This window comes from Chloroflexota bacterium (assembly GCA_035652535.1).
Lineage (GTDB): Bacteria > Chloroflexota > UBA6077 > UBA6077 > SHYK01 > DASRDP01.
Genome location: DASRDP010000060.1, coordinates 12,374 through 38,255 on the forward strand (window position 1 = coordinate 12,374; position 25,882 = coordinate 38,255).

The following is a 25,882-nucleotide window of genomic DNA, read 5'->3' on the forward strand; positions in this document are numbered from 1 at the left end:
CGACTGCTGGCTATTACAATTCCTTGTCCCAATCGTAGAAGAACCACGTTTGCGTGATTCCTCCCTCGTGGTCCTTGACCCCCTTGAGCTTCAGCACCGGCACAACTTCCCAGTACAAGGGCATCTGCGCCAGGTCGCTCATCGCCTCGTGGACGAGCTGTTGGTACAGGGTGGTGAGGGCCCGCGGATCGAGGGTGACGTAGATCCGGTCGTAGATGGCGTCGATTGTGGGATTGACGTATGCGCCACGGTTGCCGGCGTTGTAGTTGTTCGCGGGACTCGGGATGTAGCGGGAGTCGTAGCGGCCGGCGAAGTTCTGGGCCCAGAATTGCTCCTTGTTGACGTTGGTGACGAAGAGGCCGGGATAGCCGGATTCGTACTGTCGGTTTCCGATGAGCGCCGGTGGAATGGTCGAGACGGTCGCCTCAACGCCCAGCGCCTTCCACTGGTTCGCCGCGACGGTGGCGATTTTGTCCCAGCCGATCGCCTGGTTCGCCCAAATTTCCAGATCGAATCGCTCACCGTCGCCCTCGTGCACCAGAACGCCGTCGGGTCCTTTCGCCCATCCGGCTTGTGCCAGGAGCCGGGCCGCGTCGGCCGGGTCGGATGGATACTTCGGGATGAAGCTCTCGACATCCCGACGAATCGCGTCGGTGGGCTCCACCCAGCTATCCGCCAGCGCGCCGAGTCCGCTGCTCCCGACTTCGTTGAGCCCGACCCGGTCCAATCCTTCATAGAGCGCCTGACGAACGGTCTTGACGCGCGCTCCGTTCACGGGTCGGGCGACATCCGGTCGATACTGAATCTCGAACTCGATGGGCCGTGCTGTCGAGTCGGCTCGCACCACGTTTCCCGAGCCTTCCCAACGCCGCTTCACGTCGAGCGCCGCGTCCAAATCGACGCCGGTCGGCAGGACGATGTCCACCACGCCAGAGAGGATCGCGGCGACTGCCGCTTGCGGGTCGCCGATGATCTTGACGATGACGCGATCCAACGGTGGACGACCGAGGTAGTAATCGTCGAAGCGTGAGAAGTCGATCTCGCTTCCGCGCTCCCATTGGTCGAGCTTGTATGGTCCGAGGCCAACAAATTCCGTGCTGAAGTACGGGTTGTTTACGAAGGCTCCCTGTTTATCGGTGTCGTACGACTCCTGGAGGATGTGCCGCGGAAGCGGCGTCACGCCCGCGAAGTCACCGGCGTAGTTGAGGGCCGACCATGAGATGACCATCGTCTGTGCGTCCGGAAACGCGAGCTCGCGCTGCGCGGCCACTGTGGGCGGGATCCTTTTGGGAAGGTCTTTATCTCTCGCGACGACGAATCCGAATTGAAAATCGTCGACCGTCAGCGGAGTGCCGTCGTGCCATTTGATGTTCGATCGGAGAGTCCACGTGGTCTCCATCGTTCCATCGTCGAAGACTTTCCACGTGCCGCGCTCGAACGATGGCATCTCCGCGGCCAGCAGGGGATGGTTCACAGTGCTCTTGTCCGCGTAGGTGAGCCCGTCGTTGACGATGGGAAGCACCTGTTGCGCCCCGCCAGCCGTTGTGCTGCTGGTTCCATAGCCGCCGAAATCGGCCGGCTCCCGCTGGAGCGCAATCGTGAGAATTTTTGGCGACCTAGTGGCGTGGCCGCCGGAGTCCTCATTGGACGGCGGGGCGCCCGAGGATGGCGACTGCGCACATGCCGCGATGATCACGCCGATACTCAAGAGCGCACAGTGGTTTCGTAATAGGCGGCAGCTCCGCGGCAGGCGGCAGAATCGCGGCATTGGGGCCTCCTCCGGGTCCCTCCCTGTGGGTACTGGGATCGATTCGACCGATGGCTCTCCGGCGTCCGCGGGTGGTGGCCGCGGAGCCGGCCCCGTGATCATAGTAGTGGCACGCCGCCGGCCGGTCAACGAAACCGGAGGGGCTCGCAGGCCAGCCTGCTGGAGGGGGTGCAGGATGAAGACGCGCGCGGCATTTGGTACCTTGGCTCTGGCGGCGGTCGTTGCCGGGGTTCTCCTCAGGGATGGTGAGCCGGCCCGGGGTGGGACGGCCCAACAACCCGTCGACTACGGGACACCCACGCTGCTGAACGTCGCGTTCGGGCCCGCGCAGATCTGGTCCCCTGGCGAAGAGGTCCGCGCCGATCTCTTTCGCTGCCAGCAGCGGCTGGCGTGTGTCGCGGGCGTGATGATGGCCGACGGGGCAAGCCCAGATGCCATCGCGTTCTTCCACCTCACCGGCTGGTTTCTGACGGACATTCAGGACTTCGATCCGGTTCAACTCGGCACGATCTTCGTTCCCTGGCGCGCCAACGAAAACACCCAGATGGCATTCCTGGGAGGGATGCCGGCGGTCATCTATCCCGAGCAGGCGGGGAGCGCATTGCGGCCGGAGCGAGATGCCGACTACCAGGCGATCCTGGCGGAGCACCCGGACGTGCTCTTCTGGGCGCCCGGCCCATCATTCGAGGGCGTGGAGCCCACCGACGATGGCGGCCAGCGGTTCCTGCTGAAATACCGATTGCTCGATGGGTGCCACGCGTGCGCCATCCTCGGGTGGGCGCACGCAGCATTCAAATTCGGGCCCGACGGCACGTACGAGGGCGTTCGTCTCCTGAGTGTCGAAGCAACCTGATGGCCACGGGGGGCGGGGGTTCATCCTCCGCCGCGACGTCGAGCTGACCCACTAGGTGTCGAGCGTGCTCCCCGCGAAGAGCAGCTCGTACGCCAGTGGTGCGCGGATGTGGCCCTGCTCGGCGTTGAAGCGAATGTAGGAGTCGATCGTGCGCTTGTTGGCCGTGATCCCGTACTTGAACGGGTCGCCCCACTTCTCGATCTGCTCCTCCATATGTTCGCGCAGGTAGAGCACGCCGAAGCCGGCCCGGTCGTTGAGGATGTCCGTATAGGCCATCTCTTTCGATTTCTCGAACGCCTGATAGAGCTGCATGGCCAGTTCCGGTCGCGCCCGGTCGAGCTTCTTACTCATGACCATGAGATGCACCGGCGTGTATATGCCCTCCTCGCGATAGAGCCGCTCGTCTTCGGCCTGGTAGCTGGGGAACAGGCGCCGCACGTTGGGACTCGCCTTCAGCGCGCGGATGGCTTCGCCATCGGAGATATCCGTGATCATGGCGTCGACGTCTCCATCCAGGAGCGCGTTGACGACACTCTTCTGCGGGTCGCGGAACAGCTCCGGCTCGAAGGTCCCGTCGCCCTTGCCGCCATTCTGCGGCGTCGCGTAGACGGGGAAATGATCCTTGACCCAGACGACCCAGCGCATCTTCGAGATGTCCACGCCGAACCGTTCGCGAAGGAGTCCGCGCGCCCAGATGGTCAGGGATGTGCCATACGACCGGGAGGCGACGACCTTGCCCTCCAGGTCCTTGGGGCTCTCAATGCCGCGATCGGTACGGACGAAAATGAACTGGTAGGCGCCTTTCCGCTTGGAGAAGACCGGGAGGGCAACGATCTCCCATCCCTGCTCGATGGCCTGCGGCCAGTACCCGAGGTTCAGGTCGGCGAGGCCGAAGTTGCCCTCGCGCAGGGTCGGCTCGTCCTTGTAGATCATGACCGGCGCCTGCCCGATCTGGATCTCGACCCCCTCGATGGGCACCCGTTTCTCGAGAAATGGCCGCATGATGTCGTAGGTCATACTGGGAACCTGGAGCGTGAGCTGCTTCGTCGCGGCCATTCGACTTTACCTCCGCGGGAATGCAACCGTTTCGTCAGCAGGAAGTCTACTCCCGTGGAGCGCAGGCTGGACAGGTGAGCTCCATGAGAGCATATATTCGTGATCACGAAAGGAGAGGCCAATGCCGGGCAGCGTTCGTCTGTATGCGGGGACCCATGAAGGCCTGTACGTACTGCGCGAGGGGAGCGGTGGTTGGCGCGAAGAGGCGGTTCACCTGCGGGGCGGAATTGTTGACTCCATCGGCGGTAGCCTCAAGCGGCCAGAGCGGGTGTACGCCGGCGTCGCCCACGACGGTGTGTACCGAACGGTGGATGCTGGGCGCACCTGGTCGAAAACCCTCGACGGGGACGTGCGCTCCATCGCGGTGGACCCCGGGAATGACGAGGTCGTGTATGCAGGCATGGAGCCCACCCAGCTCTATCGCAGCGACGACGGCGGCCGGAGCTGGCGTGAGGTGACGAGCCTGTTCGACATGCCCGAGGAGGTGCGCGACAACTGGTGGTCGCCGGTCTCGGGCGTCGGACACGTTCGGAGCATCTTCGTGCACGACGAGGATTCGAATCTTCTGTGTCTCGGGCTCGAACACGGCGGCATCATCCGGAGCTTCGACGGCGGGCAATCCTGGGATGACGTGAGCGGCGGCATCGACTACCTCGACATCCACCTCGTCGCCAGCGTGCCGGGGCGATTCGATCGCTACTTCGTCTCGTCCGCCCGCGGCTTTTTCACTGCGAGCGAGCCCGCCCACGGGTGGACGAGGGCCGAAAATGGGTTCACGCGGGACTACTTCCACGATTTCGTGTTCCTCGCGCCAGAATCCGAGGGGCAGAGCCCGACGATGCTCATCGCGACGGCGGACAAGTCGCCGGGCTATTGGCAGCGTCCCGAGGGCGTCTATTCCGCGCGCGCCGCGATCTTCCGGAGCGACGATTGCGCCGAGTCCTGGCGGCGGGTGGCCGAGGCACAGCCGGAGCCAATCGACGCGATGATCTCGACCCTCATCGCGCATCCCGTCGACGCGAACTCCGCGTTTGCCGGCGTGGGCGAGGTGAGCCGAGGGCATGCGCACGGCGAGGCCGGCCGCGGCTGGGTCTGGATCACGCGCGATCGGGGCGACACCTGGCGGGACCTGGGCGTTTCCCTGCCCGCGGACCGCGTCCTCTGGGCCGCGCCGGCATAGCGCAGAGCGGCGACCGTCCAGAATCGGTCAGTCGTACGCGTGCGCCGCGAAGTCCTCCGACCGAAGGGGCGCGCTCGGGTACGTGACCGGGCTGTGAGACATTCCGTTTCGCACGCACATCTCGGCGAAGCCGATGGCGATCGCCTTCGTGTTCAGGACCGGAATTCCCACTTCCCGCTGAAGGTCGCTCGGTGAGACCACGTATGGGATGAGGGCGCCGCCGAGCGGGATGATGCACTGCGGGTTCGTCTCGGCGACGAGGGCGGTCATCGTGTCCACGGCCGCGCGAAAGAGCTGGTCCTTTCGCGCGTCCATGTCCTCGCCGTACATCTCGACCGGCCGAATGTCCGTCACGAAGTCCTGCATGCCGTACGAGCGGATGATCCGCCACGTGTACGGGACGTGTCCCGCCAGGGGCACGGTGATGCCGACCTTGTCGGCCAGGTTCGTGGCGACGTGGAGGGCCGTTCGGAGGATTCCGATCACCGGGATGCGCACGGCCAGTCGGCCGGCCTCCACACCGGGATCGAAGGTGTTGCTCTGAATGACGGCGTCGTACCCACTATCCTGGGCCCAGACGGTCTTGCGGATGAGGGCCGCGGTGGCCATCGCATGATGCAAACCCGTCAGCACGCTCTGGGCCCCCATCGCGCGCATAACGCGAGCGCCCTCGAACTCGTCGGGGTAGCAGAGGTCCAGCTCGGTCCCCGGCGAGGCGTAGCCGCGGAGCAGGGCCTGGGTGCGCTCGTGGACAGCGTCGCCCCTCGGGTTTCGGGGCGATTGGTTCAGGAACATGATTCGCATAACGGCTCCTTTCGGTCTGTCGGGCCACATTGCCGACATCTTCCCGCAGCGCACCGCTCTTCGCCGTCGGGCTCAGGCGGTCTCCTCGCCGGTGGGCGGCCTGAGCGCGATTCCCAGCCCCGGCGAATCGCCGACCAGCCAATGGCCGTCGCGGATGGGAGGCGGGCCGGTGGCGTCTCCGGTGACGGCCAGGCTCTCCCCGATCTCGCACTCGGGCGAGACGCCGGGCAGGGCGGCGGCAATCAGGGCGTGGGCGGCGTCGACCACGGCCGGTCGCGCTGAGCCGCCGATGTGGACGCCGACGCCGAACGCCAGGCACAGCTCGGCGATCCGGCGGCATTGGTCCAGAGTGCCCGCCTGGCCGACCTTCAGGGAGACCACGTGCGCCGCCCCCGCCTGGCAGACGCGGAGCGCCGATTCAACGCTCGTGATGATCTGGTCCGCCATGATGGGGATCGGGCTGCCCTTCGTCACCATTGCCAGCCCCGCGATGTCGGCATAGTCCACGGGTTGCTCGAGGAGGCGGACGTCGAAGGGCGCGAGGGCGCGGCACAGGTCGAGCGCCTCGTCGGGGCAGTAGGCCCCGTTCGCGTCCACTCCGATCCAGAGGTTGTCCCCCAGCTCGCTGCGCAGCGCTCGAATTCGGGCGACGTCTTCGGAGACGCCGGTCCCCACCTTCACCTTGAAATGCGCGAACCCGCTCTCCACGAGATCCTCCGCCGCGGCGACCAGGTCTCGTGGCGGCTTGATGCCAATCATCCGCACCACGGGGATCGATCGGAGCTGTGCGCCGCCCCAGAGCCTGTGGAGGGAGAGACCTGCCGCCTTGCCGAGCAGGTCGTACAGGGCCATATCCACGGCGCTGATGGCCGATTGATGAAGCCCGGCGCGCCGCAGCCGCTCCACCAGATCCGTTCGGGCGAGGGCGTCTTCGCCGATGAGCGCATTCGCCGCCGGCCCGTGAAGGTCGGCGAGAATGCGGCTCGCCTGGATGCCCCGTCCGGGCGGACGGCCGGCGGCCCCGCCCAGGCCTGTCAACCCGTCGGCCCGCACTTCGACGATACACGCGTCCACGCTCGTGGCGGCGTACGCAGCGGTCTTCCACGACGGGTCGGTCCGCCCCATCGTGACGATCCAGCTCCGCACGGCGTCGATGCGCACCGCGTCCTCCGACCGGTTCCTGTGCTCGGACTATAGTACTGTCGTGCGAGGCACCATTTGTGTAGGGCAGGTGGAGGATAAGGCAATGGCGCGCAAACCGGTGAAGGTCACGATCACATATTGCGCCGAGTGTGGGTATGAAGGTCAGGCGCTCGGGCTCGCCCAGGACCTGATGAAGGAGTTCCAGACCGACCTCTCGGCCATCGAGATCGTGCCGTGGTTCGAGGGCTCCTTCGACGTAAAGGTGGGCGACGACCTCGTCCACTCGATGTATCGCGAGGGCGGCTTCCCGGAATCGCGGGACATCGCTGCCGTCGTGCGAGAAAAGCTTCGGGACGACGCAGCCGGATAGGGCCGGGGAGTCGGACTTCTTCGCCCGACTCCCCGGCGGTTCACCGATTCTTCGACCGCCGGCTCGGCGTGACAGTCTTCGTCCGACCCTCTAGCGGTGAATCGTGAAGGGGTTGGAGGGTGGGTGGAACCCGTCCGGCCCGAGGAAGATCTTCCGTGTCGAGATGAAGTGACCGTCGAGATCGAGCGCGAAGCGCAAGGAGGTGCCCCCGCTGATGGTGAAGTTCACACCATCCTCGGCGCCATATGTATGGAGCTGCAAAACCAAGGTGTGGCCGCCGTCGACGATCCGCGCGTCGTCTCGACTTTCGAGCCGAACCGTGTCGACGTTCTGAAACACTCCGTCGGTGTGCAGGCGCGCTGTGAAGAAGTGCTGCTCGCCTGGCCCGTGCGTACGCACGTGGAACCCGTCATCGTGCCAGATGTAGTACCCCGTCGGCGCCTCGGGCGGTACGATAGTCGCTCCATCGACACCCCCGCTCCATGCCAGCGCCGAGATCGTCGTCGAGACCAGAACTGCTGTGGCGCCAACGAGCGCCAGAAGACCGCGTGTCATGTTTCTCTCCTCAAATTCCGGCTGTTCGGGACGTGGTGTTTTCGGCTGAACTCACGGCGAGGGCGGGCGCGCGCGGTTGCTTGGCCTGCGGACGCCATCGGGAAGCACGGTGCTGGGGGCGCCGGCCCGAACGAAGCCCGGGTCGAGCCGTCCCGCGAGGGTGTACGACTCGGCGCCGGATCCCTGCACCGTGATGGTGACCTGCTGCCCATCGGCGGAGAAGTCCGCGGTGAATTGCACCCGCTGCCGCGATCCGTCGGGCTCTACCAGCGCGCCACCTCCGGTCGCATGGACGGCTCCGTTCGTCACGGTCAGGGCCCGCACGGCGCCGTTGTAGTAGCCATCGGTCGGCGAGTAGAAGCGCAGGTTGCCGATCGCCTTGTCATTGCGGGCACCGGCTCGCAGGTCGATGGTGGCGGTTCCGCCGTCCGCCTCGCGGAGCTGGCCCATGGCCACGGCGATGGCCGTCAGCGGGACCCCCTGTGCCTGCTGGTTGCTTTGGGCGCGGGCGCTCCCGATGCCGATCACGAACGCGGAGGCCGCGACCCCGATTACGATGGCGATGGTTCGTCTCATCTCTCACTCCTTTGTGGCGCGCGGGTCCTACGACCGTGCGCCGAACGGTGGGCTACGCCATCACCCCCGCGGTGGGTGGATGAGCGTGCCGCGTGTTCGCGATCCGCCTCGTGGCGGATGGGGGGCGATCGCGCACGTCTGCGTTTTCGCCTTCCTGAAATGAGAGTCGCGGAGGTTGCGGGGAACGTACGGGCTGGCGGCAAAATCGGCGAAAATCGGCCGACCCGTCCACAGCCGATCGGCTCGCAGAAGTACGGCCGTACGTTTTGTGTGGTGGCCGGCGACTATAGTCATGGCGCCGGCATGGGGTGAACCGATCAAGGAGGTTGCGTGGACGCGTCAGCCGACGTCGGCGAGATGATCCGCCGCGCCCGAGCCGGAGACGGCCCCGCCTTCGAATCGATCTATCGGTCCACAGTCGTTCCGATCTACCGGTACGTCGCAGCTCGGGTCGACACGCGCGATCTCGCCGAGGAGGTGACGCAAGACGTGTTCTTCGCGGCCGTCAAAGGGATCGCCACATTTCGCGGGGCGGACGAGAACGCGCTGTTGGGCTGGCTCTTCCAGATCGCGCGCCACAAGATCGCCGATGTGCTGCGCGAGCGATATCGCCGCCCGGTTCGCGCGCTCGAGGACGCGGCCGGTCTGGAGGATGGCGCGCTCGGGCCGGAGGAAGTGGCGCTCGCGAACGGCGACCGCGACGAAGTCCGTCGGGCCCTCGCGCGCCTGACCGACGACCAGCGAGAGGTCATTGTGTGCAAGTACATCCTGGATTACGACAACCGGCGGACCGCCGCCATCGTCGGGAAGGACGCGAACGCGGTCAACCAGCTCCACCATCGGGCCCTTGCCAGCCTTCACCGCCTGCTCATGCGCCCGCGAATCGAAGCGCCGAGCGCGGAAAGGAGCTGACGTGGTCGATCCGCACGACTCGGACCCGGCCTTCGCCGCCGCGTTGAGCGACTGCTGCGAGCGGGTACGCGGGGGAGAGCCATTGGACGCCTGTATCGAAAACTATCCTCTTGCGTATCGGGCGGAGCTGCGGCGACTGGTCCCCATTGGGCGTCGCTTCTCAGCGATCGTCGAGGACCCGACCCCCGAGTTTCAGGCAGCTCTCGAACGGGGGCTCCATCAGGCGCTGATCGCGGAGCCTGCGCCCAAGCGTCGGTACGGATTGGCGCGCGTGGGGGAGATGTGGCGGGGAGGTCGAGCCGTCCGCTTCGCCGCTATCGCGGCCGCCGCGCTGGTCGTCCTGGTGGCCGGCGGGTATGGCGTCGTGACAGCCGCGGACGCGAGCCTGCCGGACAGCCCGCTGTATGGTGTCAAGCAGGCCCAGGAATCGGCCGAGGTGTGGCTCGCGCGCGACGACCTGGCGCGGCTGAGCCTCTATGCGCGGCTGATGCGTCGCCGTGCCGTCGAGCTGGCGTTGGCAGTGCGAGCCAAGAAAGGTCCGGGCGTGGTCGCGCCGCTGGCGTCCCGGCTCGCCTCGACGACGGACGCGATCGTCGATCAGGCCATCGCCCTGGAGAACGAGGGAAGTCCCCGGCCGGCGCTGCGCACCGAGGCGGTGATTCGGGAGATGGAGCGGCGCCTGGACATCGTGCTGCAGGACAGTCCGCCCGAGATTCGTCCTTCCCTCGAACAGCTCCGCGATCACCTCGAGACTCAGCGTGCGCGACTCCCGGGAGAGCGACCGCGCGTCCCGCTTCGCGGCCCGATCCGGGGCGCGTGACGCGCCGACTCGTTAGCCGGCGGCGACCGCCTGGCGGCTGGAATCGGGCGTGACCGCGACCCCGTCGAGATGGAAGTAGTCGATAGCGTTCTGGGCCACGATCCGCCGCGTCTCCTCGGCGGGCACCCTCGCGAACATCTTGTCGATGAGGGCCATCGAATTGGGCCACTCGGAGTCCTGGTGGGGGAAGTCGATGGCCCACATGATTCGATCGACGCCGATGTGGTGGCGCAGCTCCACGCCCACAAAGTCGTGCTGGAAACCCCAAAACACGTGCCGGTGGACGTACTCACTCGGGAGCCCCTTCAGCGGCTTGAAGCCGAGGAGCTTCTGCGCCCACAGCTCGTGCCGCTCGTAGCGCACGTCGCACATCTCCAGATAGAAGGGGATCCAGCCGATCTGCGTCTCGGCGAAAAAGACCTTCAGGTCCGGGAAGCGGTCGAACACCCCGTCCAGAACGAGCTGGATGGCGTTGACGCCGCCGAGGCGGCCGAACTTGACCATCTGCCCGCAGAAGTCGCGCGGCTCGCTGATGCGATCGATCACGTCCTTGGGTGCGCTGGGGTACTTCAGGAGGGCGCCCGCGCGTGGGCCGGTGCGGTCGAACTGCTCGTGGGCGGTTATGGCGACCTTGAGGTCGAGGGCCGCGGCCCAGAAGCGGTCGTCCTCGGGGCTGGGACGGCCGAGCCCACTGGGGAACGTGCCGAGCATGACGCCTTTCAAGCCCTGCTTCGCGCAGTGCTCCATCTCGGCGATGGCGTCGTCGACGCCCGTCCATGGGATGACTCCCAGCCCGATGAGGCGATCGGGGGCGACGGCACAGTACTCCTCAGCCAGGAAGTCGTTGTAGGCACGCACGACCGCCAGATAGGCCTGCCGATCGGCGATAGCGCTCCACAGGCCCGGGCCGGACACGCCGGGGAACATCACTTCCGCGTCGATCCCGTCGCGGTCCTGCTCGGCGAGCCGCTGCTCGGGCGTGCCGGTGCCGGGCGTCGTCTCGTAGTTCTGTCCGAAGGGCCACCAGCGCTCGCGGCCCTTCCCGCCGTACAGATCCGATGGCACCTCGCGCAACGGACGTCCCTCGATCATCCATGCGTCGCCGCCATCCGGCAGGCGAATGACGCGGGGGGCGCGATCGCGATACTGCGCCGGAACGCGGTGAATCCACCGCTGGGAATCGATCTCGAGATGCGAATCGCCAGAGATATAGCGATACTCGCGTGCCATCATGCCCTCCCGTGAGAAACGCGGTTCTCCTTCCACTGTTGGCGCTATTATGCGGCTTTCCGCCGTCACGGCCGCTGGCTGGCTAGCGCGTGGCTGGCGCGCGTCGCTTGCGGTCGCGCCCTGCCGTCCGGCGAGAAGAGCTCCGGCCAGTTCGCGCGAAGCTCCTTCGCCTCGGCATCGCCGACGCGCGCGACGGTTGGAAAGGTCTTCGCCCGATCGTAGGGCCTGCAGGCGTCGATGATCATCCGATTGTTGAAATACCGGGGCCCTTCGCCCGCGTAGGCCATGGGGTCGAGCGGCGTGCTCCAGCAGCGCTTCATCACGTCCACATCTTCGACGACGTCCGTGCGCGTGCACATCGCCCAGAGCACCTGGTTCGTGTCGCACGGGTCGATGTCGTCGTCCACGACCACCACGAAGCGGTTCGCATAAGCGCCAGCGTGGCAGCTCGCCGTCGCCATGCCGACCTGCTTGGCGTGGCCCGGATACATCTGCTGGATGGCCACGACGTTGAACATCCGGCCACCCCCAGCCTCGTGCGACCAGACGCCGACGACACCGGGCACGCCGGACCGCTCGAGCTCGTCCCAGATGAGGGCGGCCCGGAGCGGACTCCGGAAGTAGGTGTTGTCGTTGGGCGGCTTGCCGGGGAGGCAGCCGAGCACGATCGGGTCGTCGCGATGGAGCACCGACCGAACGCGAATGATCGGCTCGTCCTTCTCGCCGCTCGCGTAGTAGCCGGTCCACTCGCCAAACGGCCCCTCGGAGCGCATCTCACCTGGCGGAATCTCGCCCTCCAGCACGATCTCGGCCGTCGCAGGGACCGGCAGGCCCGTATAGGGCGCGGAGATCAGCTCGATCGGCTTGCGCCGAATCGCGCCCGCGACGTCGTACTCATTGGTTCCGTAGTCGACTTCCAGCCCACCCAGGAGGAGCAGGAGAGGATCTTGCCCGACGCAGACCGCGACCGGGCAGGCCTCTCCGCGGCTCCAGTACTTGTCCCGAATGAGGCGGCCGTGCTTGCCCGGCGAGATGTAGATGCCGGCCGTTTGCGCGTCGTGCATCTGGACCCGGTACGTCCCGGAATTGACCCAGCCCGTGTCCGGATCCCGCATCACCACGATGTTGCCCGTGCCGATGTATCGTCCGCCATCGTCTCGGTGCCAGATGGGCGCGGGGAACTGGGTGAGGTCGATGGCGTCTCCCCGCTGCTGATTCTCGAGAACGGGGCCGGATTCGACGGTCACGGCCGGCTGCGGTTTCAGGTCTTTGAGCTGCGTGCGCCATGCCTGGACGAAATCGCGCGGGCCGTAATCGAGGGGGAGATCCAGGCTGATGGCGAGCCTGCGCAGCGACGTGAAGACGTTGGCGACGATGCGGTGCCCGGGCCGGTACCCTCGGATGTGGTCGAAAAGCAGAGCCGGGTTTCCCATGTCCCACTGGTACAGATCGACGAGCCCACCCAGCTCGTACTCGGGGTCCGCGCCGTCCACGCGGGACAGCTCCCCGATCTCGTCAACGCGCTCGATCCATTCGCGGAGGTCCCGTACCGGCATCGACTCCTCCCATCGGTGGCTGATCGGATTATAGGGAGCGGGGAAATCGAATCCGGTTCGGGCTAGCGGCCGGCAGCGAGACGGGCGATCGCCTCGTGCACGGAGTCGAGGATCTTTACGTAGCTCCCGCACCGACACAGATTGCCCGCGAGATACGCGCGGATCTCCTCGTCGGTGGCGTCGGGCCGCTCGGCGAGGAGCGCCTTGGTCGTGAGGAGGATGCCGGGCGTGCAGTACGAGCACTGGAAACCCGTTCGCGCCACGAACGCGGCCTGGATCGGGTCCAGGTGCGCGACGTCGCGGACGCCCGATTCGTCTGTGGGAATGCCGAGCCCTTCGAGGGTGAGGACCTCGTGGCCTTCCGCCATGGCCGCGAGGGCGAGGCAGGAGCTGATGGGCCGGCCGTCGACGAGCACCGTGCACGCGCCGCACATGCCGATGCCGCACCCCTCGCGCACGCTGAGCAGCTTCAGCTCGTCGCGGAGTGCCTCGAGGAGCGTGCGCGAGTTTGGGACGTCGACGACGTGGAGGTCGCCATTCACGTGGAGCGTCACGCCCGTCAACGGCTCGCCCCCTCTATCGCGTCCAGCACGCGCTCCGGCGTGAGCGGGATGCGGTTTACGGCTGCGCCGATCGCGTCGCGCACCGCGTTGCCGATGGCCGGCGGAACGGCGGGGAGGCCCGTCTCCCCGAGCCCGTGGACTTCGGCGTTGGGGTCCGGGCTTTCCGCGAGGGTCGTCGTGAACGGGGCGGGGAAGTCTTCCATGGACGAGATGTTGTAGTCGGAGAGGTTGGGGTTCGTGACCTGGCCGTCCTCGAACAGCATCTCCTCGAACAGCGCCTGAGAGATGCCGAACGCGGCGCAGCCCTCGTTCTGCAGCTCGGCGTTTGGGCGGTCGATGACGCGCCCGGCATGGGTTGCCAGGTGGAGCTTCAGTAAGGTGACCTTGCCCGTCTCGCGATCGACCTCCACCGTCGCCGCGGCCGCCGCCTGGTGCCAATGATGGGACGCCTTACCCTGGCCGGTCTCTGGGTCGACCCCAATCTCCGTTTTGAACCCGCCGACGCCGGCCAGGCTCTCCACGCCGGCCTGCCGGAGCAGGGCGGCGATGTCGACGGGCTCCCCTTGGCCGACGCGGACGAATCCGCGCTCCGCGGTCACCTCCGATTCAGGGACCTCGAACACCTGACCGGCGAGCCCGCGAAGCTGACGGTAGAGGTCTTCGGCCGCGACGTGGGCGGCCAGGACGTTGAAGAAGCTGGATCGGCTCGAGCTGGTCCCTTGGTCCGGCGGGGTGGAGCGGGTGTCCACGAACGGCACGTCGACGCGGTCCTCCGGGACCCCGAGGGCGCGGGCGACTTCGCGGGCGAGCACCGTGCGCGAGCCCTGGCCGATGTCGACGGTGCTGCTGAGCGCGCTGATGGCGCCGTCGGACCGGAGACGGATCATCAACGTCGTGGTCGCCGGATTGCTGCCCATGTGCTTGATAATGGTCGAGAGGCCGCGCCCGACGAGCTTGTTGGGCCCAGATGGCTCGGGAAGCGGGCCGTCGTAGTCGATGGCCCGGGCCGCGTCCTCCAGCAGCTCGACGAAGTGGACGTCTTCCAGCACCTCGCTCGTGGCGAAACGGTCGCCGGTCCGGAGAAGATTCTTCCGCCGAAACTCGAGCGGGTCCATTCCCAGCGCGTGGGCCAGCTCGTCGGTGTGGCGCTCGTACGCCCACGCGACCTGCGAGACGGCTAGGCCGCGGAACGGCACCGCGTTCGGCCGATTCGTGTACACGGCGTAGGCGTCGACCTTGACGTTCGGGATGCCATATGGCCCCGACGCGCCAATTCCGCCCGAGCGCGCGATCGTCCCGCTCCGATCCGCGTAGGCGCCGCCGTTGTAGTGGACCTCGACTTCGCGCGCGGTGATCGTCCCATCGCGCTTGAGGCCGGTCTTGATGCGGACGCGGGCCTCGTGCTTGGTCGTCGTCACGAAGCCCTCGGCGCGCGTAAGGAGGAGACGCACGGGCCGCATTGCCTTCTGGGCCAGCACGGCCGCCAGGGGCTCCATGCGCGTGTACGTTTTCGAGCCGTATCCCCCGCCGAGGGTGTAGACGAGCACGCGGACGCGCTCCGCGGGGATGCGAAAGACGTCGGCGACCTGTTGCCGGACGAAGTAGGGCATCTGGGTCGAGGACCAGATGGTCAGCTCGTCATCCTCCCAGCGCGCCACCGTGACGTGCGGCTCCAGCGGGTAGTGGTGCAGGGCGGGACTCGAGAAGACGTCCTCGTGAACGATCTCCGCCTCGGCGAATCCCGCCTCGACGTCGCCGCGCCGTACCTTCATGTGGTTGATCAGGTTGGTCCCGTTTTGCGGCTGGATTCCTCCGGCGGCGAACTCGTAATGGCCAACGATCTGCTCGTGGACGAGCGGAGCGTCGGGCTTGAGCGCCTCCACGGCGTCGAAGACCGCCGGCAGCTCCTCGTACTCCACCTCCACGAGGTCGATGGCATCCGCGGCGGCGTCCGGCGTCTCCGCTACGATCGCGGCGACCACGTCACCTACGTGGCGCGCCTTGTCGATGGCGACGATCGGTTGGTCCTTGATGGCGGCGCCGTAGTAGGGGAACAGGCGACCATCGGACAGGTCGTCGCGGGTCAGCGCGGCGACGACGCCCGGGTGCGCGAGTGCCCGCGAGGCGTCAACGCGAACGATACGGGCGTGAGGATACGGGCTGCGGACGCAGCGGGCGTGCAGCATGCCGGGCAGCTCGACGTTCAGCGCGTACGGGATCTGCGCCGTGACCTTCATGACGGCGTCGCGGTCGCGCTGGGTCATCTGGGCGCGGGGCGGCGGGATCGTCTGGGTCATGGCCGTTTGAACTGCTTGCTCAGGGCCAGATCCTGTCCCTGGTAGGTTGAGCCGATCAATCGGCCGTAGACGCGGTCCGGTATCTCGATCAGCGGCTCGAACTGGAGACGTCCGACCCGCTGACCGTCCTCCAGGACGAAGGGCACCTCATGCGAGCGGACTTCCAGCACCGCGTGCGTCCCCTTGATGTCAGAGCTTCCGTATCCGAAGCCGGGATCGAAGAAGCCCGCATAATGGATGCGAAACTCCCCGACGGATGGGTCATAGGCGACCATCTCCGCGGCATACGCCGGTGGCACGCGGACCCGCTCCTTCGAGGCGAGGATGTAGAAGTCTTCGGGGTTGAGGATGAGGCGGCCGGCGCGCGGGCGAGAGATCGGCTCCCAGAACTCGGTGAGATCATAATAGGCGACACGGTCGAGATCAATCAGGGGCGCGTGGGTCTTCGCGCGATAGCCGATGATGGCGGCGCCCTGCACGCCGTCGAGGTCGACGGAGATCCACAGCCCGTCGGCGATGGTCGGCGACTCGACGGCCTCGTCCTGCAGGTACAGCAACGTCTGGGTCTGATGGAGGCGCGCCAGGGCGCCGTCGCCGGGCTGGGGCGCCCCGCGGATGAATCGGATCTGGTTCATCCGGGTGCCGGCGCGAACCAGGATGCTGAACGTCCGGGGGACGATCTCCAGGTACAGGCCGCCACAGTAGCCGGCCGCCACGCGCTCGAACTCGGTTGCGTAATCCGTGATCAGCCGGGTGAAGACGTCGAGCCGACCCGTCGTGCTCTTCGGGTTCGCCTTTCCCGAGATGTTCGGGGGCAGGCGCCACTCCTCCATGAGCGGCACGAGGTAGACGCATCCGCGCTCTAGGACGGCGGGCCGGGTCAGGTCGATCTCGTGGGTCTTGAACTCCTCTGCCTTCTTGAGCACCGTGGACCCTCGGCCGGGAAGGAAGCTCGCGCGCACCCGGTACGCGACCGGCCCGAGTCGCAGGTCGAGGCTCGCCGGCTGGATCTGGGCCGGCTCGATGGGCGCGGATGAGGGAATCGAACCGGCGTCGATGAGCGTGCGAATGCTCTGCGATGGCAGAATTCCGGTCGCTCGGTGGGCGGCCACGCCCAGCTCGGGGAAAAGGGTGGGCGACTGCGCGCTCATTCCTGGTCCCGCCCGCGCGCGCACCCCGCCATCGTCAGACCCGTCGCGCGCCGACGTCCCCGGCCGCCGCGGCTTCCAGGGCTCGGCGCACAAACACTGCCACCATTCGCGCACGATACGCGGCCGATCCGCGCGCGTCGGCGACGGGCTCCGCCTGGTCGGCATAGGCCTGGCCAATGTGACGGAACAGATCGACGGTGGCCGGCATTCCGGCGGCGGTCGCGTCGATGGCAGGCAGGCGAAGGGGCGATCCTCCGACGGCGCCGACGGCGACGCGAAGCTCCTCGACGCGATTCCCGTCGAGGCGTAAGAGCGCGGTCGCGCCGACGCACGGTCGGTCTTCCGAGGAGCGCGTGACGTACTTCAGGTAAACGCATCGGGCGTTGGATGGAGGGAGCGGGACCAGCACCTCAGATACGATCTCGTCGGGCGCGAGGCTCGTCTCGTAGAAGTCGGTGATCAGCTCGTGCACCGCGATCTCGCGCTCGCCCCGGGGGCCGGCGATTCGCACGCGCGCTCCGAGCGCGCAGAGGACGCCCGGTGGATCGGACGCGTAGTCCGCCTCGCAGACGTTTCCGCCGATCGTCGCCGCGTTCCGCACGCGGACGTTGCCGACGAGGCCGCACGCCTGCGCGAGGACGGGAGCGCCCTGCCGTACGGCGGGCGAGGACGCGATGTCGGCGAGCGTCGCGAGAGAGCCGAGGTGAAGCGCGCCGTCGTCTCGTCGAACCCCAGATAGGCCGGAGATGCCGTCGAGTCGGACGAGGGCGGCCGGGCGAACAAGCCCCTGGTGGATCATCGCCACGAGCGCCGTGCCGCCTGCGATGGGTCGCGCCTGGCCGCCGTAGCTGCCAAGCACGTCGACCGCTTCGGCAAGGGTTGTGGGTTTGTGCAGGGCGAAGTCGCTCACCAGCGCGAATCCTCCGACGCGAAACTGTACCCCATGCTGGAAGCATGGCGCCCCCGTCCGGGATTGCATTCCCCCGCGGCATGCCGGAGGATTTGGCCGACGAGACGGGAGGAGTGATGGGAGACATTCGGCTCACGCTGGCATGTGGCGACTACGACCTGACGCGAGCGCTCATCGACGGGACGGTTCGCCCGCCCGGCGTGGAATTGACCGTGCTGCCCATGCCTTCGCCCGAGCGCCACTGGCGCATGATGCGCTTCGAGGAGTTCGACATCGCCGAGCTGTCGATGTCGCACTATCTCGTCGCCTACGCGGAAAAGCGCGAGTTCACCGCGATTCCCGTGTTTCCCCACCGGCGCTTTCGCCACTCGTTCGTCTTCTGCCGGGCCGACGCGGGCATCGACCAGCCTCGGGACCTGAACGGCAAGCGAATTGCGCTGCGTACGTTCCAGAACACGGCGGGCGTCTGGACCCGGGGCATTCTCGCCGACGACTACGGCTTCGACATCGCCAGTGCACGCTGGTACACCCAGGACGAAGAGGAAACGCCGTGGGAGCCGCCGGCCTGGCTCCAGATCCAGCGGGTCCCGGAGGGCGGCAATCTCGACCGGATGCTGGTGGAGGGGCAGCTGGACGCCGCAATCTATCCAGAGACGCTCCCGTCGTTCGCGAAAGGAGACCCGCGGGTGCGGCGCCTCTTCGAGCGGCCGAAGGAAGTGGAGGTCGAATATTTCCGCCGAACCGGCATCTTCCCCATCATGCACACCGTGGCGATTCGCAATGACGTTCTCCACGCCTATCCGTGGGTGGCGGTGAGCATGCTCCGCGCGTTTCGCGAGGCGAAGGAGCGCTGCTACCGCCGACTTGCGGACCCGCGACAGACAGCCCTCGCATGGGTGCAGGATCTCATCGAGGAGCAGCAGAAGGTCCTCGGTCCCGATCCGTGGCCCTATGCTCTGGAGCCCAACCGCGCCGCGCTCACCGCGCTCATCCGCTACTCGCAGGGTCAGGGGCTGATTCCGACCGCGCCCGAGGTCGAGTCGCTCTTCGTAGAGAGCACGCTCCGGGAAAGTCCGCGTTACGTGAGCTAACCGGCGCCCTCGGTCGGCGCTACCGCGAACTCCATGGTCAGCGACGGGCCAATGGCATTGAGCTTCGCGCGCAACGCCCGATAGTCCGGCAGGATTCGTCCGACCTCCTCCCAGAACGCCGGGGAGTGATCGAGCACGCGGAGATGGGCCAGCTCGTGGACCACGACGTAGTCGATCACGTCGGCCGGCGCCATCACCAGGCGCCAGTTGAAGCGGAGCGTGCCGTCCGCGCCGCAGCTCCCCCACCGGCGGCGCTGGTCCCTGACGCGAACGGCACGCGGCTCCACGCCCATCACCACGCCCCAGCGCGCCACGTGGGACGACAGCCGAGTCGCCGCCTCCGCGCGATACCAGCGCTCGATCGCGGCCGAGAGCATTCGACGCCGCTCGTCCCCGCCGAGCGACGCGGGCTCGATGACGAAGAGCGCGCCTTCGCGGCGCGCCACCAGCGGGCGAGTCGCGGCGCCAGGTTCGACGATAAGGCGGAGGGGACGTCCCAGGTAGGGAATGCATTCCCCGCTCGCGAATTGGAGCGGCGCTCGGTCCGGCGGGCGCGCGGCCAGCCGGCTGGCGATCCACCGCCGATGCCGCTCGACGAAGCGCCGGATCTCCTCGGCCCGGGCCCGCATCGGCGCGGCGACGCGCACCGTCCCGTCCCTCTCCACGGTGAGTGCAAAGGTCCGCCGCCGTCGCGCGCTCCGGACCACGATGTAGCGGAGGGGTGTGTCCTCGTTCATCACCTCTCCGCCGGTGGAGCTGGGCGTGCGCGGCTTCGGCACGGGGATCAGTCGATCGGCGGGCCGAGGCGCTGCGTCTTGCCGACGAGCCTCGTGACGGGCGGGTGTGTCTCGTCAACGTGGTACGCGACGGCCTCCACCAGGATCAGGGCCGTGCTCCCGGCGCTCCCAAGCTCGCGCACCACGCGACATTCGACGCTGGCGTAGCTGTCCTTCACGAGAGGCGGCTTCACGACCTTCGCCGGAAGGGGCGTCAGTCCCAGAATCGCGAACTTGTCCTCCGTCTCTCGGCCGCTGAGGCCGCGGCTCCGATCGATGGCACCAACGTGCGCTTCCGAACAGGTGTTGACGACCACCTCGCCCGTCAGGCGCACCGTCTCGTAGCTGTAGTTGCCCTGCTGCATGCCGATGAGGAGCAGCGGGGGATCCTCGGAAATCCCGATCGCGCGGAAGGCGAACTGCACATTGGGGTGTCCGTCCCGCGATGTCGTGTAGAGATACAGCCCGCTGGGCGTCGCGCGAAAGGCGGATTTCAGGGGGGCTTCCTGGAGCACAACTCCTCCATGGGAACGAGGATCGGGCGAGGGCCGGGCGCGCGTGCGGCCGCAGCATTATGGGTCTCAGGATCGTCCGCCGCAACGCGGGCGTGTTGCCTCAAGACTTAAACCGACCGGACGGGTTGCCGCGCCCCGTAGGCGTCGGTACTATTCGATGGATCTTCTCGGGAGTACTGCATGGCCCAATCGACGAGCATCCACCTGCGCATGGTGATCCCACCCGCCCCCTGGACGCGCGCCATGGAAGATGGGAGCGTCCGCATTCCGGGGCTAACGTGGGAATGCGTTTCGGAGATCGACAACGCGCCCGATCGATTCATCGCGACCGAGCAGGGCGACGTAGCGGTGGGAGAGAACGGCGTGCGCCGCCTCGTGCTCGAGCTGCTGAAGGGCCGCCCCGCGCGGGCGATCCCCGTCTGGTTCGGGCGCGAGCATATGCAGCGGAACATCATCGTGCGCGCGGACTCTCCGCTGCATCACCCGCGCGATCTCGCCGGCAAGCGAATCGGCTCGCGGCTCACGATCCAATCAGGAACAGGGGCGGCTGTCCTCATGGTCCTCGATCACGCCTATGGCATCGATCTCATGAGCATCGACTGGTTCATGGGCGATCCCGCCTCCCTCCCAGCGAACGCGATGGGGCTCCGCCTCCACGACGGCCCGACTTCGGAGGAGGCCGAGTTCGCGATGCTGCTGCGCGGCGACGTGGACGCGGTCATCGAGACCACCGGTCCTCGGTACCATTCGCTATTCGGCGCGGACTCTATCGATCAGCTTCTCGCGCGCTATCCAGGGACCAGGCCGCTCATTGAGGACCCCGGGGTGATTGCCGAGACGTACCGGCGGACCGGGCTCTATCCGATCTCAGATCTGGCGACGGTCGACCCGGACGTAGCCCGCGCCCACCCGGAGATCCCTGGCCAGGTTGTCGAGGCCTTCTCCCAGGCGAACCGCCGCGCGGCCGCGTATCGGCCGGCCGACGAGCAAGCCCTCGCCGAGCGAGAGATCGAGCTGCTCGGCGAGGACCCGCACGTCTACGGATTGAGCGATACGGCGCGCGCAAACATCGCGGCGTTCATCGATTTTCTGCACCGGCTCGGCGCTTTCGAGCGTCCGGTCCCGCCCGAGGATCTGTTCCATCCATCAACGCTGCCTGGCGGAGGGCGCTAGGCGGCGACCCAACACGGCATCCTGCACTCATCACGATTCCGAGAGGAGCGCTCGGGCATGATCCACATCGGCCTCACGATCCCCACCTCTGCCCCCGACGCGGAGGCGAGAACGGCGATCGAATTCGGCAGAAGCGCCGAGATGGCGGGATTGGACTCGGTATGGGTCAGCGACCGCCTGGTCTTCCCGAACCAGGACCCGCTCGTGACGCTGGCGGCCGTCGCCGCGACGACGACGCGCATCGGACTCGGCACCTGCGTCTTGCTGGGCGCGCTTCGCCGCCCTGCCCTGCTCGCCAAGATGGTCGCCAGCATCGATCGGCTCTCTGGGGGCCGCGTGATTCTCGGCCTGGGCGCAGGAAGCCGGCCAGATGACTTTGCCGCCGGGGAGATCCCATTCGAGCATCGCGGCAGCCGGCTCGAGGAAGACGTCCGATTGCTGCGGGCGATCTGGTCCGGCGACGAGGTGAGGCACGCGGGGAACTTTCATCAGATCGACGTGGGGGCTATCGGTCCCCGTCCAGCGCAAAGCCACATTCCCATCTGGTTCGGCGGCGGCGCGGACTCGGCGCTCAAGCGAATTGTCCGGGTGGGGGACGGGTACATCGGGAGCTCGAGCAGCGGACCCGCTGGCTTTCGCGCAAATTGGGACAAGATTCGCCGATTTGCCGAAGCGGCCGGCCGCGACATCGGCGAGATCACGCCCGCTGCGCTCGTGTACGCCTGTGTCGATGACGATCGAGAGCGCGCAGAGGCAAAGGCGCTCGCCTACCGGATGAACTACTACGGCACGCGGCGAATGGACACGACAGGCTTCCTCCTCGGATCCGCGGACGACTGCGTGCGTGGGGCCCACGAGTACTTTGAAGCGGGCGTGCAAACGATGATCGTCGGCAGCCTGACGGCCGATTTGACGTCCCTCGATCGATTCTGCGAACAGGTACTCCCCCGGCTTCGCGCTTAGCGCATGTGTTTCATCCTTATCCTGACGCGGGTTCGTGACGACTATCCGCTCATTGTCGCGGCGAACCGCGATGAATCGCGCGCACGGCCGTCTGAGCCGCCACACCGGTGGGATACCAGCCCGGGGATCTGGGCGGGTCGCGACGTCGCTGCTGGCGGCACCTGGCTCGGCGTGAACGACCGCGGCGTACTGGCAGCAATCACGAACCGCCGCGATGGCGCGATCGATCGGACCCTGCCCTCGCGCGGCGGGCTCTGCCTCGACGTGCTCCTCAGCCGGTCGACGGCCGATGCGGAGGGAACCATCAGGGAGCGCCTCGCCGCCTCGCGCTACAACCCGTTCAATCTGCTCTGCGCCGACGTCCACGGGAGTTGGTCGATGACGTGGCGGGGCGACCGGCAGGTGTTCGAGCCTGGGCCGCACGTCATCACCAACGAGGGCGACCCCGACGGGCCCGGCTTGCCGACCGCCTCGCGCGGCCTCGAGCTTCTCGCCAGGGTCGACTATCGCGGCGATCCCCTCGACGAGGTCTTGCGCCAGCTCGGGCGGATCTGCGCAGACACGGACGGCCCCACTCCGATCTGCCGACCGGGCGGCGAGCGCGGGACCGTCTCGTCGAGTCTCATCGCGCTGTCGACCGATGGCCGCATCGCCGCGTATTGGCACGCCAACGGCCCGCCGTCGGACGAGAGCTATGCTCCCGTAGAGCTTGGGGCCCAGGGCTGAATCGCCGGCGGCCTTTCCGCGCGAAAGCGGTACGCTTGTTGTGCAGACTGAGCGAGGCGAGGTGAGCGACATGGGAGCCGTTCCGTATTTCACGGGGTCGATTGGCCTGAGGGGACAGGCAGAGTTGACAGTCGCGTCGGAGCACACGGCCGCCTTTGCCAGCGGCGGGAAATTGCCGGCCGTGCTCTCGACGCCGCGCCTGCTGCAGCTCGTCGAGGACGCGACCTATATGCTGGCCGACCAGTATCTCGAGGATGGGTACACGAGCGTTGGGTTCGAGGTCGTGCTGGAGCATCTCGCGCCGAGCCGCGTAGGCGACACCGTCACCGCCGACGTCCTGCTCGAGGTCGCCGAGGACCGCGATCTGGTCTTCCGGTTCACAGTACGGAACGCGGGATCGCTTCGCGAGGTCGCCCGCGGGACCCAGACCCGCAAGATCGTGCTCATGGAAGAATTCATGCGAAAATTGGGGGCGGATCGCTCGCGATTGTGAGGCGAGTGGCCTGCGCGATCGACGGGATGCGCCGAACTTGGCGAAGGAGCGACACCAGTCAATGCAGACACGAGACATCCAGTGGGGCGAGATGAAGGGCGTGCGGAAGTTCGAACATGCCCACGAGCTTCCAGACGAATACCGCGACTTCCTGATCAAGCTGCTGTGGGTGCAGGCGGATACCGAATTCGCATCGGTCCAGCAGCACCGCCCCTGGCTCGACAAGGCGCCGACGTTCGAGGATCGGTGGATCGAGGCGCGGATCATCGCCGATGAGATGCGCCACGGCTGGCAGATGGTCAAGCTCCTCGAGGACTTTGGGGCCGATGGACGCAGATATATCGAGGACCTCTTGCACCGCAAGGAGCACGAGCACAAGCTCGACTCCTTCAACATGGACTTCGAGACGTGGCAGGACGTCGCGGCGTTCGCTTGCCTGGTCGACCGGGTGGGCATGTACCAGCTGCGGGCCTTTCAGGAATGCAGCTACGGTCCGCTCGCCCGCGCCATACCCCAGATGCTTGCCGAGGAAAATCTCCACATCGGCGCGGGTCGAAACACCCTGAACCGAATCGCCAACGATCCGGATTACTACGGCAATCGTGAGCTGGCGCAAGCCGCCGTCAACAAGTGGTACCCGCGCGCCCTCGACATGTTCGGCCACACGGGCTCCGCGGGCAGCGAGATGGCCGTCCGCCTCGGCGTCAAGCGGTGGCGGAACGAAGAAGCGCGGCGCATGTACATCGACGAAGTTGCCCCGATCCTGGAGAAGATGGGGCTGAGTGCCCCCGACGAGCACTTCGATCGACGCGTCGCTTAGCGGCGCTGCCCGCGACGTGGCCGGCATCGATCACGCGAGAGAATGCGCGGGCTCGACGCGAGCTCCGCGCCCGAGGCGACAGTGAAACGCACCGATAAGCGATCGCAACCTAATCGCAGGGAAGGCCGCGCTCCCCAGGATCCCCCGCCCGCGGAGTTGCATCAGCGCACCGAGGTGCTGGAACGCCTCCTCGACCTGGCATACGACGTCAGCTCCTATCTCCGACACCAAGCGCAGCCGACAATTCGGCTCTCCGCCGCCCTCCTGCTCGCGGCGTCGCTGGCCGCCTGCAGCAGCGCCGGGGGTGAAACAGCGGTTCCAAGCGTGCAACCCCTGACGCAGGAGGTCCGGTCCGGCCTGCCGACGCAATCGGGCAGCTATCCCGTGGTCGCCAATTCCATCACGCGCGATCCTCAGGGCGTGTATCAGTTCTCCTGGCTACAACCTGGCGCTTCGGGGGGCCAGGGTACACCCGCCCGCGTGAGTCTCTTGCGCCTTGCCGAGGCCGACGGGAATCCCACATTAGAGGTTCCCATCTCCGGCGATCCTATCCTGCATCTGTCGGCCGACACCCCGATCCAGCTTGCTGGCGTCCAGGGGGGCGCCGCCACTCCGACGGCCCAGAATCGCGACTACGTCTATTGGCGACCCTTCTACGTCGGTGGCGGGTACTACGGCGGGTACTCCGGGCCACGATACTATGACCCGCCGTCCCAAACAGCCCCGAGCACGGGAACCGTCGATGGCTCGACGGCCTCCGTGGCCCCGCGGCCCGCTGCGGAGCGCACATTTGGCGCCAGCCACGCCGTGAGCGGACGCGCGGGGGGCGCCGGCGCCGGCGTGGCGGCAACGAACAAGAGCGGAGCCAGTGTCAGCGCGGTCGGTGGCAAGAGCGCGTCGGTGGCGCCCAAGTCGGGAGGGTTCTCGGCGGGAGCGAGGGGTGGAGCATCGGCGAGCAGCAGTTGACCGCGCGGGAGCAACGGGAGTTGGCGCGCCTGATCCGCCGCAGCCCGCTCCTCGACCCCACGTCGCGTCGGAGATGGCTCGAGGTACTCCCCCATCTCAAGCCCGTCGACGGCGCGCGCCTGCGTCAGATTCTCGCCGCCGGCGGAGAGGCCGGGGGGCAAGCAGCGACGTCCGAGTCAACGCCTGGCGCCCGTTGATCGTCCCGACGGGTCGCCTGCTGGCCCAGGCGCTCCGTCGATGGCAGCGGGCGGCCGGACCGTACTGGATGTACGTCTGCGCGGCGCCATTTCTCCAACCCGTCCCAATTCGGGAACCCAGCTACCGCCGAATCGACCCGTCGCTCCTGGCTGCAATCCGCGATAGCGGCGGTGACCGACCCCACGTGTTCGTGGATCGCGGGAACCCAGAGTCGGCGCTCGCGCTCACGCCGGCCCTCATGGACGCGGGACTTCGCGTCGTCCCGATCGCGCAGCGCTGGGTCTCCGCGGACGCGGTGGTGCCGTCGGCGGGTTTGGTCGCGTCGCTTCTCGCCTTCGCACCGGCCGTGTCCCGGCCAGATCCCGCGTGTGGCTACGTCTTCGTCCTCGACGGCGCTCGACGAGGGATGGAGGGGCG

Annotated in this window: 27 protein-coding genes; 13 read left to right on the forward strand and 14 right to left on the reverse strand. The window is 67.2% G+C overall.

Annotated features, from left to right (window positions below):
* Nucleotides 1-13: 13 nt before the first annotated feature.
* Nucleotides 14-1,768 carry an ABC transporter substrate-binding protein gene (locus VFC51_06790; protein ID HZT06720.1) on the reverse strand — a complete coding sequence of 585 codons (1,755 nt, stop codon included), beginning with the start codon at nucleotides 1,766-1,768 and terminating at the stop codon, nucleotides 14-16.
* Nucleotides 1,769-1,943: 175 nt separating this feature from the next.
* Here VFC51_06790 and VFC51_06795 point away from each other — a divergent pair, with 175 nt between their 5' ends.
* Entirely contained in the window at nucleotides 1,944-2,621 is a 678-nt protein-coding gene (locus VFC51_06795) for a hypothetical protein (protein ID HZT06721.1), read from the forward strand.
* Nucleotides 2,622-2,672: 51 nt separating this feature from the next.
* Here VFC51_06795 and VFC51_06800 read toward each other — a convergent pair whose 3' ends face one another.
* The gene (locus VFC51_06800; GenBank protein ID HZT06722.1) at nucleotides 2,673-3,677 is read right to left on the reverse strand and encodes a PhnD/SsuA/transferrin family substrate-binding protein; all 1,005 of its coding nucleotides are present in this window, start codon (nucleotides 3,675-3,677) and stop codon (nucleotides 2,673-2,675) included.
* A 121-nt stretch (nucleotides 3,678-3,798) separates the two neighbouring features.
* Between VFC51_06800 and VFC51_06805 the strand changes: the two genes are divergently transcribed.
* Nucleotides 3,799-4,857 (forward strand): hypothetical protein, encoded by a 1,059-nt coding sequence (locus VFC51_06805; protein HZT06723.1) that lies wholly within the window; start codon nucleotides 3,799-3,801, stop codon nucleotides 4,855-4,857.
* 27 nt (nucleotides 4,858-4,884) lie between these two features.
* Here the strand turns inward: VFC51_06805 and VFC51_06810 are convergent, their stop codons facing one another.
* Together VFC51_06810 and VFC51_06815 are read right to left on the reverse strand one after the other, a co-directional pair.
* Nucleotides 4,885-5,661, reverse strand: a complete 777-nt coding sequence (locus VFC51_06810) for an aspartate/glutamate racemase family protein (protein HZT06724.1) — start codon at nucleotides 5,659-5,661, stop codon at nucleotides 4,885-4,887.
* Nucleotides 5,662-5,733: 72 nt separating this feature from the next.
* Complete coding sequence (locus VFC51_06815) at nucleotides 5,734-6,822, reverse strand: mandelate racemase/muconate lactonizing enzyme family protein (protein HZT06725.1); 1,089 nt, start codon at nucleotides 6,820-6,822, stop codon at nucleotides 5,734-5,736.
* A gap of 85 nt (nucleotides 6,823-6,907) precedes the next feature.
* Between VFC51_06815 and VFC51_06820 the strand changes: the two genes are divergently transcribed.
* Complete coding sequence (locus VFC51_06820) at nucleotides 6,908-7,174, forward strand: Rdx family protein (GenBank protein HZT06726.1); 267 nt, start codon at nucleotides 6,908-6,910, stop codon at nucleotides 7,172-7,174.
* Between the two features lie 90 nt (nucleotides 7,175-7,264).
* Here VFC51_06820 and VFC51_06825 read toward each other — a convergent pair whose 3' ends face one another.
* Nucleotides 7,265-7,729: a hypothetical protein gene (locus tag VFC51_06825; GenBank protein ID HZT06727.1), complete on the reverse strand. Its 465-nt coding sequence runs from the start codon at nucleotides 7,727-7,729 to the stop codon at nucleotides 7,265-7,267.
* Nucleotides 7,730-7,780: 51 nt separating this feature from the next.
* Nucleotides 7,781-8,305: a hypothetical protein gene (locus VFC51_06830; protein ID HZT06728.1), complete on the reverse strand. Its 525-nt coding sequence runs from the start codon at nucleotides 8,303-8,305 to the stop codon at nucleotides 7,781-7,783.
* Nucleotides 8,306-8,635: 330 nt separating this feature from the next.
* Between VFC51_06830 and VFC51_06835 the strand changes: the two genes are divergently transcribed.
* On the forward strand, nucleotides 8,636-9,217 hold the full coding sequence (locus VFC51_06835) for a sigma-70 family RNA polymerase sigma factor (GenBank protein ID HZT06729.1): 582 nt from the start codon (nucleotides 8,636-8,638) through the stop codon (nucleotides 9,215-9,217).
* Nucleotide 9,218: 1 nt separating this feature from the next.
* Nucleotides 9,219-10,037 carry a hypothetical protein gene (locus VFC51_06840; GenBank protein ID HZT06730.1) on the forward strand — a complete coding sequence of 273 codons (819 nt, stop codon included), beginning with the start codon at nucleotides 9,219-9,221 and terminating at the stop codon, nucleotides 10,035-10,037.
* 12 nt (nucleotides 10,038-10,049) lie between these two features.
* Here the strand turns inward: VFC51_06840 and VFC51_06845 are convergent, their stop codons facing one another.
* From VFC51_06845 to VFC51_06870, 6 genes are all read right to left on the reverse strand, one after another.
* Nucleotides 10,050-11,267: an amidohydrolase family protein gene (locus VFC51_06845; protein HZT06731.1), complete on the reverse strand. Its 1,218-nt coding sequence runs from the start codon at nucleotides 11,265-11,267 to the stop codon at nucleotides 10,050-10,052.
* Between the two features lie 65 nt (nucleotides 11,268-11,332).
* Nucleotides 11,333-12,823: a UbiD family decarboxylase gene (locus tag VFC51_06850; GenBank protein ID HZT06732.1), complete on the reverse strand. Its 1,491-nt coding sequence runs from the start codon at nucleotides 12,821-12,823 to the stop codon at nucleotides 11,333-11,335.
* 62 nt (nucleotides 12,824-12,885) lie between these two features.
* On the reverse strand, nucleotides 12,886-13,377 hold the full coding sequence (locus tag VFC51_06855; GenBank protein ID HZT06733.1) for a (2Fe-2S)-binding protein: 492 nt from the start codon (nucleotides 13,375-13,377) through the stop codon (nucleotides 12,886-12,888).
* Nucleotides 13,378-13,382: 5 nt separating this feature from the next.
* Nucleotides 13,383-15,683 carry a xanthine dehydrogenase family protein molybdopterin-binding subunit gene (locus tag VFC51_06860; protein HZT06734.1) on the reverse strand — a complete coding sequence of 767 codons (2,301 nt, stop codon included), beginning with the start codon at nucleotides 15,681-15,683 and terminating at the stop codon, nucleotides 13,383-13,385.
* Nucleotides 15,680-16,834 carry a 2'-deoxycytidine 5'-triphosphate deaminase gene (locus VFC51_06865; protein ID HZT06735.1) on the reverse strand — a complete coding sequence of 385 codons (1,155 nt, stop codon included), beginning with the start codon at nucleotides 16,832-16,834 and terminating at the stop codon, nucleotides 15,680-15,682. The genes VFC51_06860 and VFC51_06865 overlap by 4 nt, the downstream gene beginning before the upstream one ends.
* Nucleotides 16,835-16,868: 34 nt before the next feature.
* Nucleotides 16,869-17,744 (reverse strand): xanthine dehydrogenase family protein subunit M, encoded by an 876-nt coding sequence (locus VFC51_06870; GenBank protein HZT06736.1) that lies wholly within the window; start codon nucleotides 17,742-17,744, stop codon nucleotides 16,869-16,871.
* A gap of 116 nt (nucleotides 17,745-17,860) precedes the next feature.
* On the opposite strand from VFC51_06870, the gene VFC51_06875 reads away from it, so the two are divergent.
* Nucleotides 17,861-18,835, forward strand: coding sequence for a PhnD/SsuA/transferrin family substrate-binding protein (locus VFC51_06875; protein HZT06737.1), 975 nt, complete (start codon nucleotides 17,861-17,863; stop codon nucleotides 18,833-18,835).
* On the opposite strand, the gene VFC51_06880 is transcribed toward VFC51_06875, so the two are convergent.
* Both VFC51_06880 and VFC51_06885 read right to left on the reverse strand, forming a co-directional pair.
* Complete coding sequence (locus tag VFC51_06880) at nucleotides 18,832-19,572, reverse strand: SprT family zinc-dependent metalloprotease (protein HZT06738.1); 741 nt, start codon at nucleotides 19,570-19,572, stop codon at nucleotides 18,832-18,834. The two genes, VFC51_06875 and VFC51_06880, sit on opposite strands and share 4 nt — an antisense overlap.
* A 47-nt stretch (nucleotides 19,573-19,619) precedes the next feature.
* Entirely contained in the window at nucleotides 19,620-20,126 is a 507-nt protein-coding gene (locus tag VFC51_06885) for a flavin reductase family protein (GenBank protein HZT06739.1), read from the reverse strand.
* A gap of 180 nt (nucleotides 20,127-20,306) precedes the next feature.
* Between VFC51_06885 and VFC51_06890 the strand changes: the two genes are divergently transcribed.
* The 7 genes from VFC51_06890 to VFC51_06920 form a co-directional block, all read left to right on the forward strand.
* Nucleotides 20,307-21,299, forward strand: a complete 993-nt coding sequence (locus tag VFC51_06890) for an ABC transporter substrate-binding protein (GenBank protein ID HZT06740.1) — start codon at nucleotides 20,307-20,309, stop codon at nucleotides 21,297-21,299.
* 57 nt (nucleotides 21,300-21,356) lie between these two features.
* Complete coding sequence (locus VFC51_06895; protein ID HZT06741.1) at nucleotides 21,357-22,262, forward strand: LLM class flavin-dependent oxidoreductase; 906 nt, start codon at nucleotides 21,357-21,359, stop codon at nucleotides 22,260-22,262.
* 3 nt (nucleotides 22,263-22,265) lie between these two features.
* Complete coding sequence (locus VFC51_06900; protein HZT06742.1) at nucleotides 22,266-22,988, forward strand: NRDE family protein; 723 nt, start codon at nucleotides 22,266-22,268, stop codon at nucleotides 22,986-22,988.
* 70 nt (nucleotides 22,989-23,058) lie between these two features.
* Nucleotides 23,059-23,481: a hotdog domain-containing protein gene (locus VFC51_06905; protein HZT06743.1), complete on the forward strand. Its 423-nt coding sequence runs from the start codon at nucleotides 23,059-23,061 to the stop codon at nucleotides 23,479-23,481.
* 61 nt (nucleotides 23,482-23,542) lie between these two features.
* On the forward strand, nucleotides 23,543-24,301 hold the full coding sequence (locus tag VFC51_06910) for a Phenylacetic acid catabolic protein (GenBank protein HZT06744.1): 759 nt from the start codon (nucleotides 23,543-23,545) through the stop codon (nucleotides 24,299-24,301).
* Between the two features lie 156 nt (nucleotides 24,302-24,457).
* Nucleotides 24,458-25,267 carry a hypothetical protein gene (locus VFC51_06915; protein ID HZT06745.1) on the forward strand — a complete coding sequence of 270 codons (810 nt, stop codon included), beginning with the start codon at nucleotides 24,458-24,460 and terminating at the stop codon, nucleotides 25,265-25,267.
* Nucleotides 25,268-25,460: 193 nt separating this feature from the next.
* Nucleotides 25,461-25,882 (forward strand): hypothetical protein (locus VFC51_06920; protein ID HZT06746.1); only part of this gene is annotated, 422 nt, incomplete at its 3' end.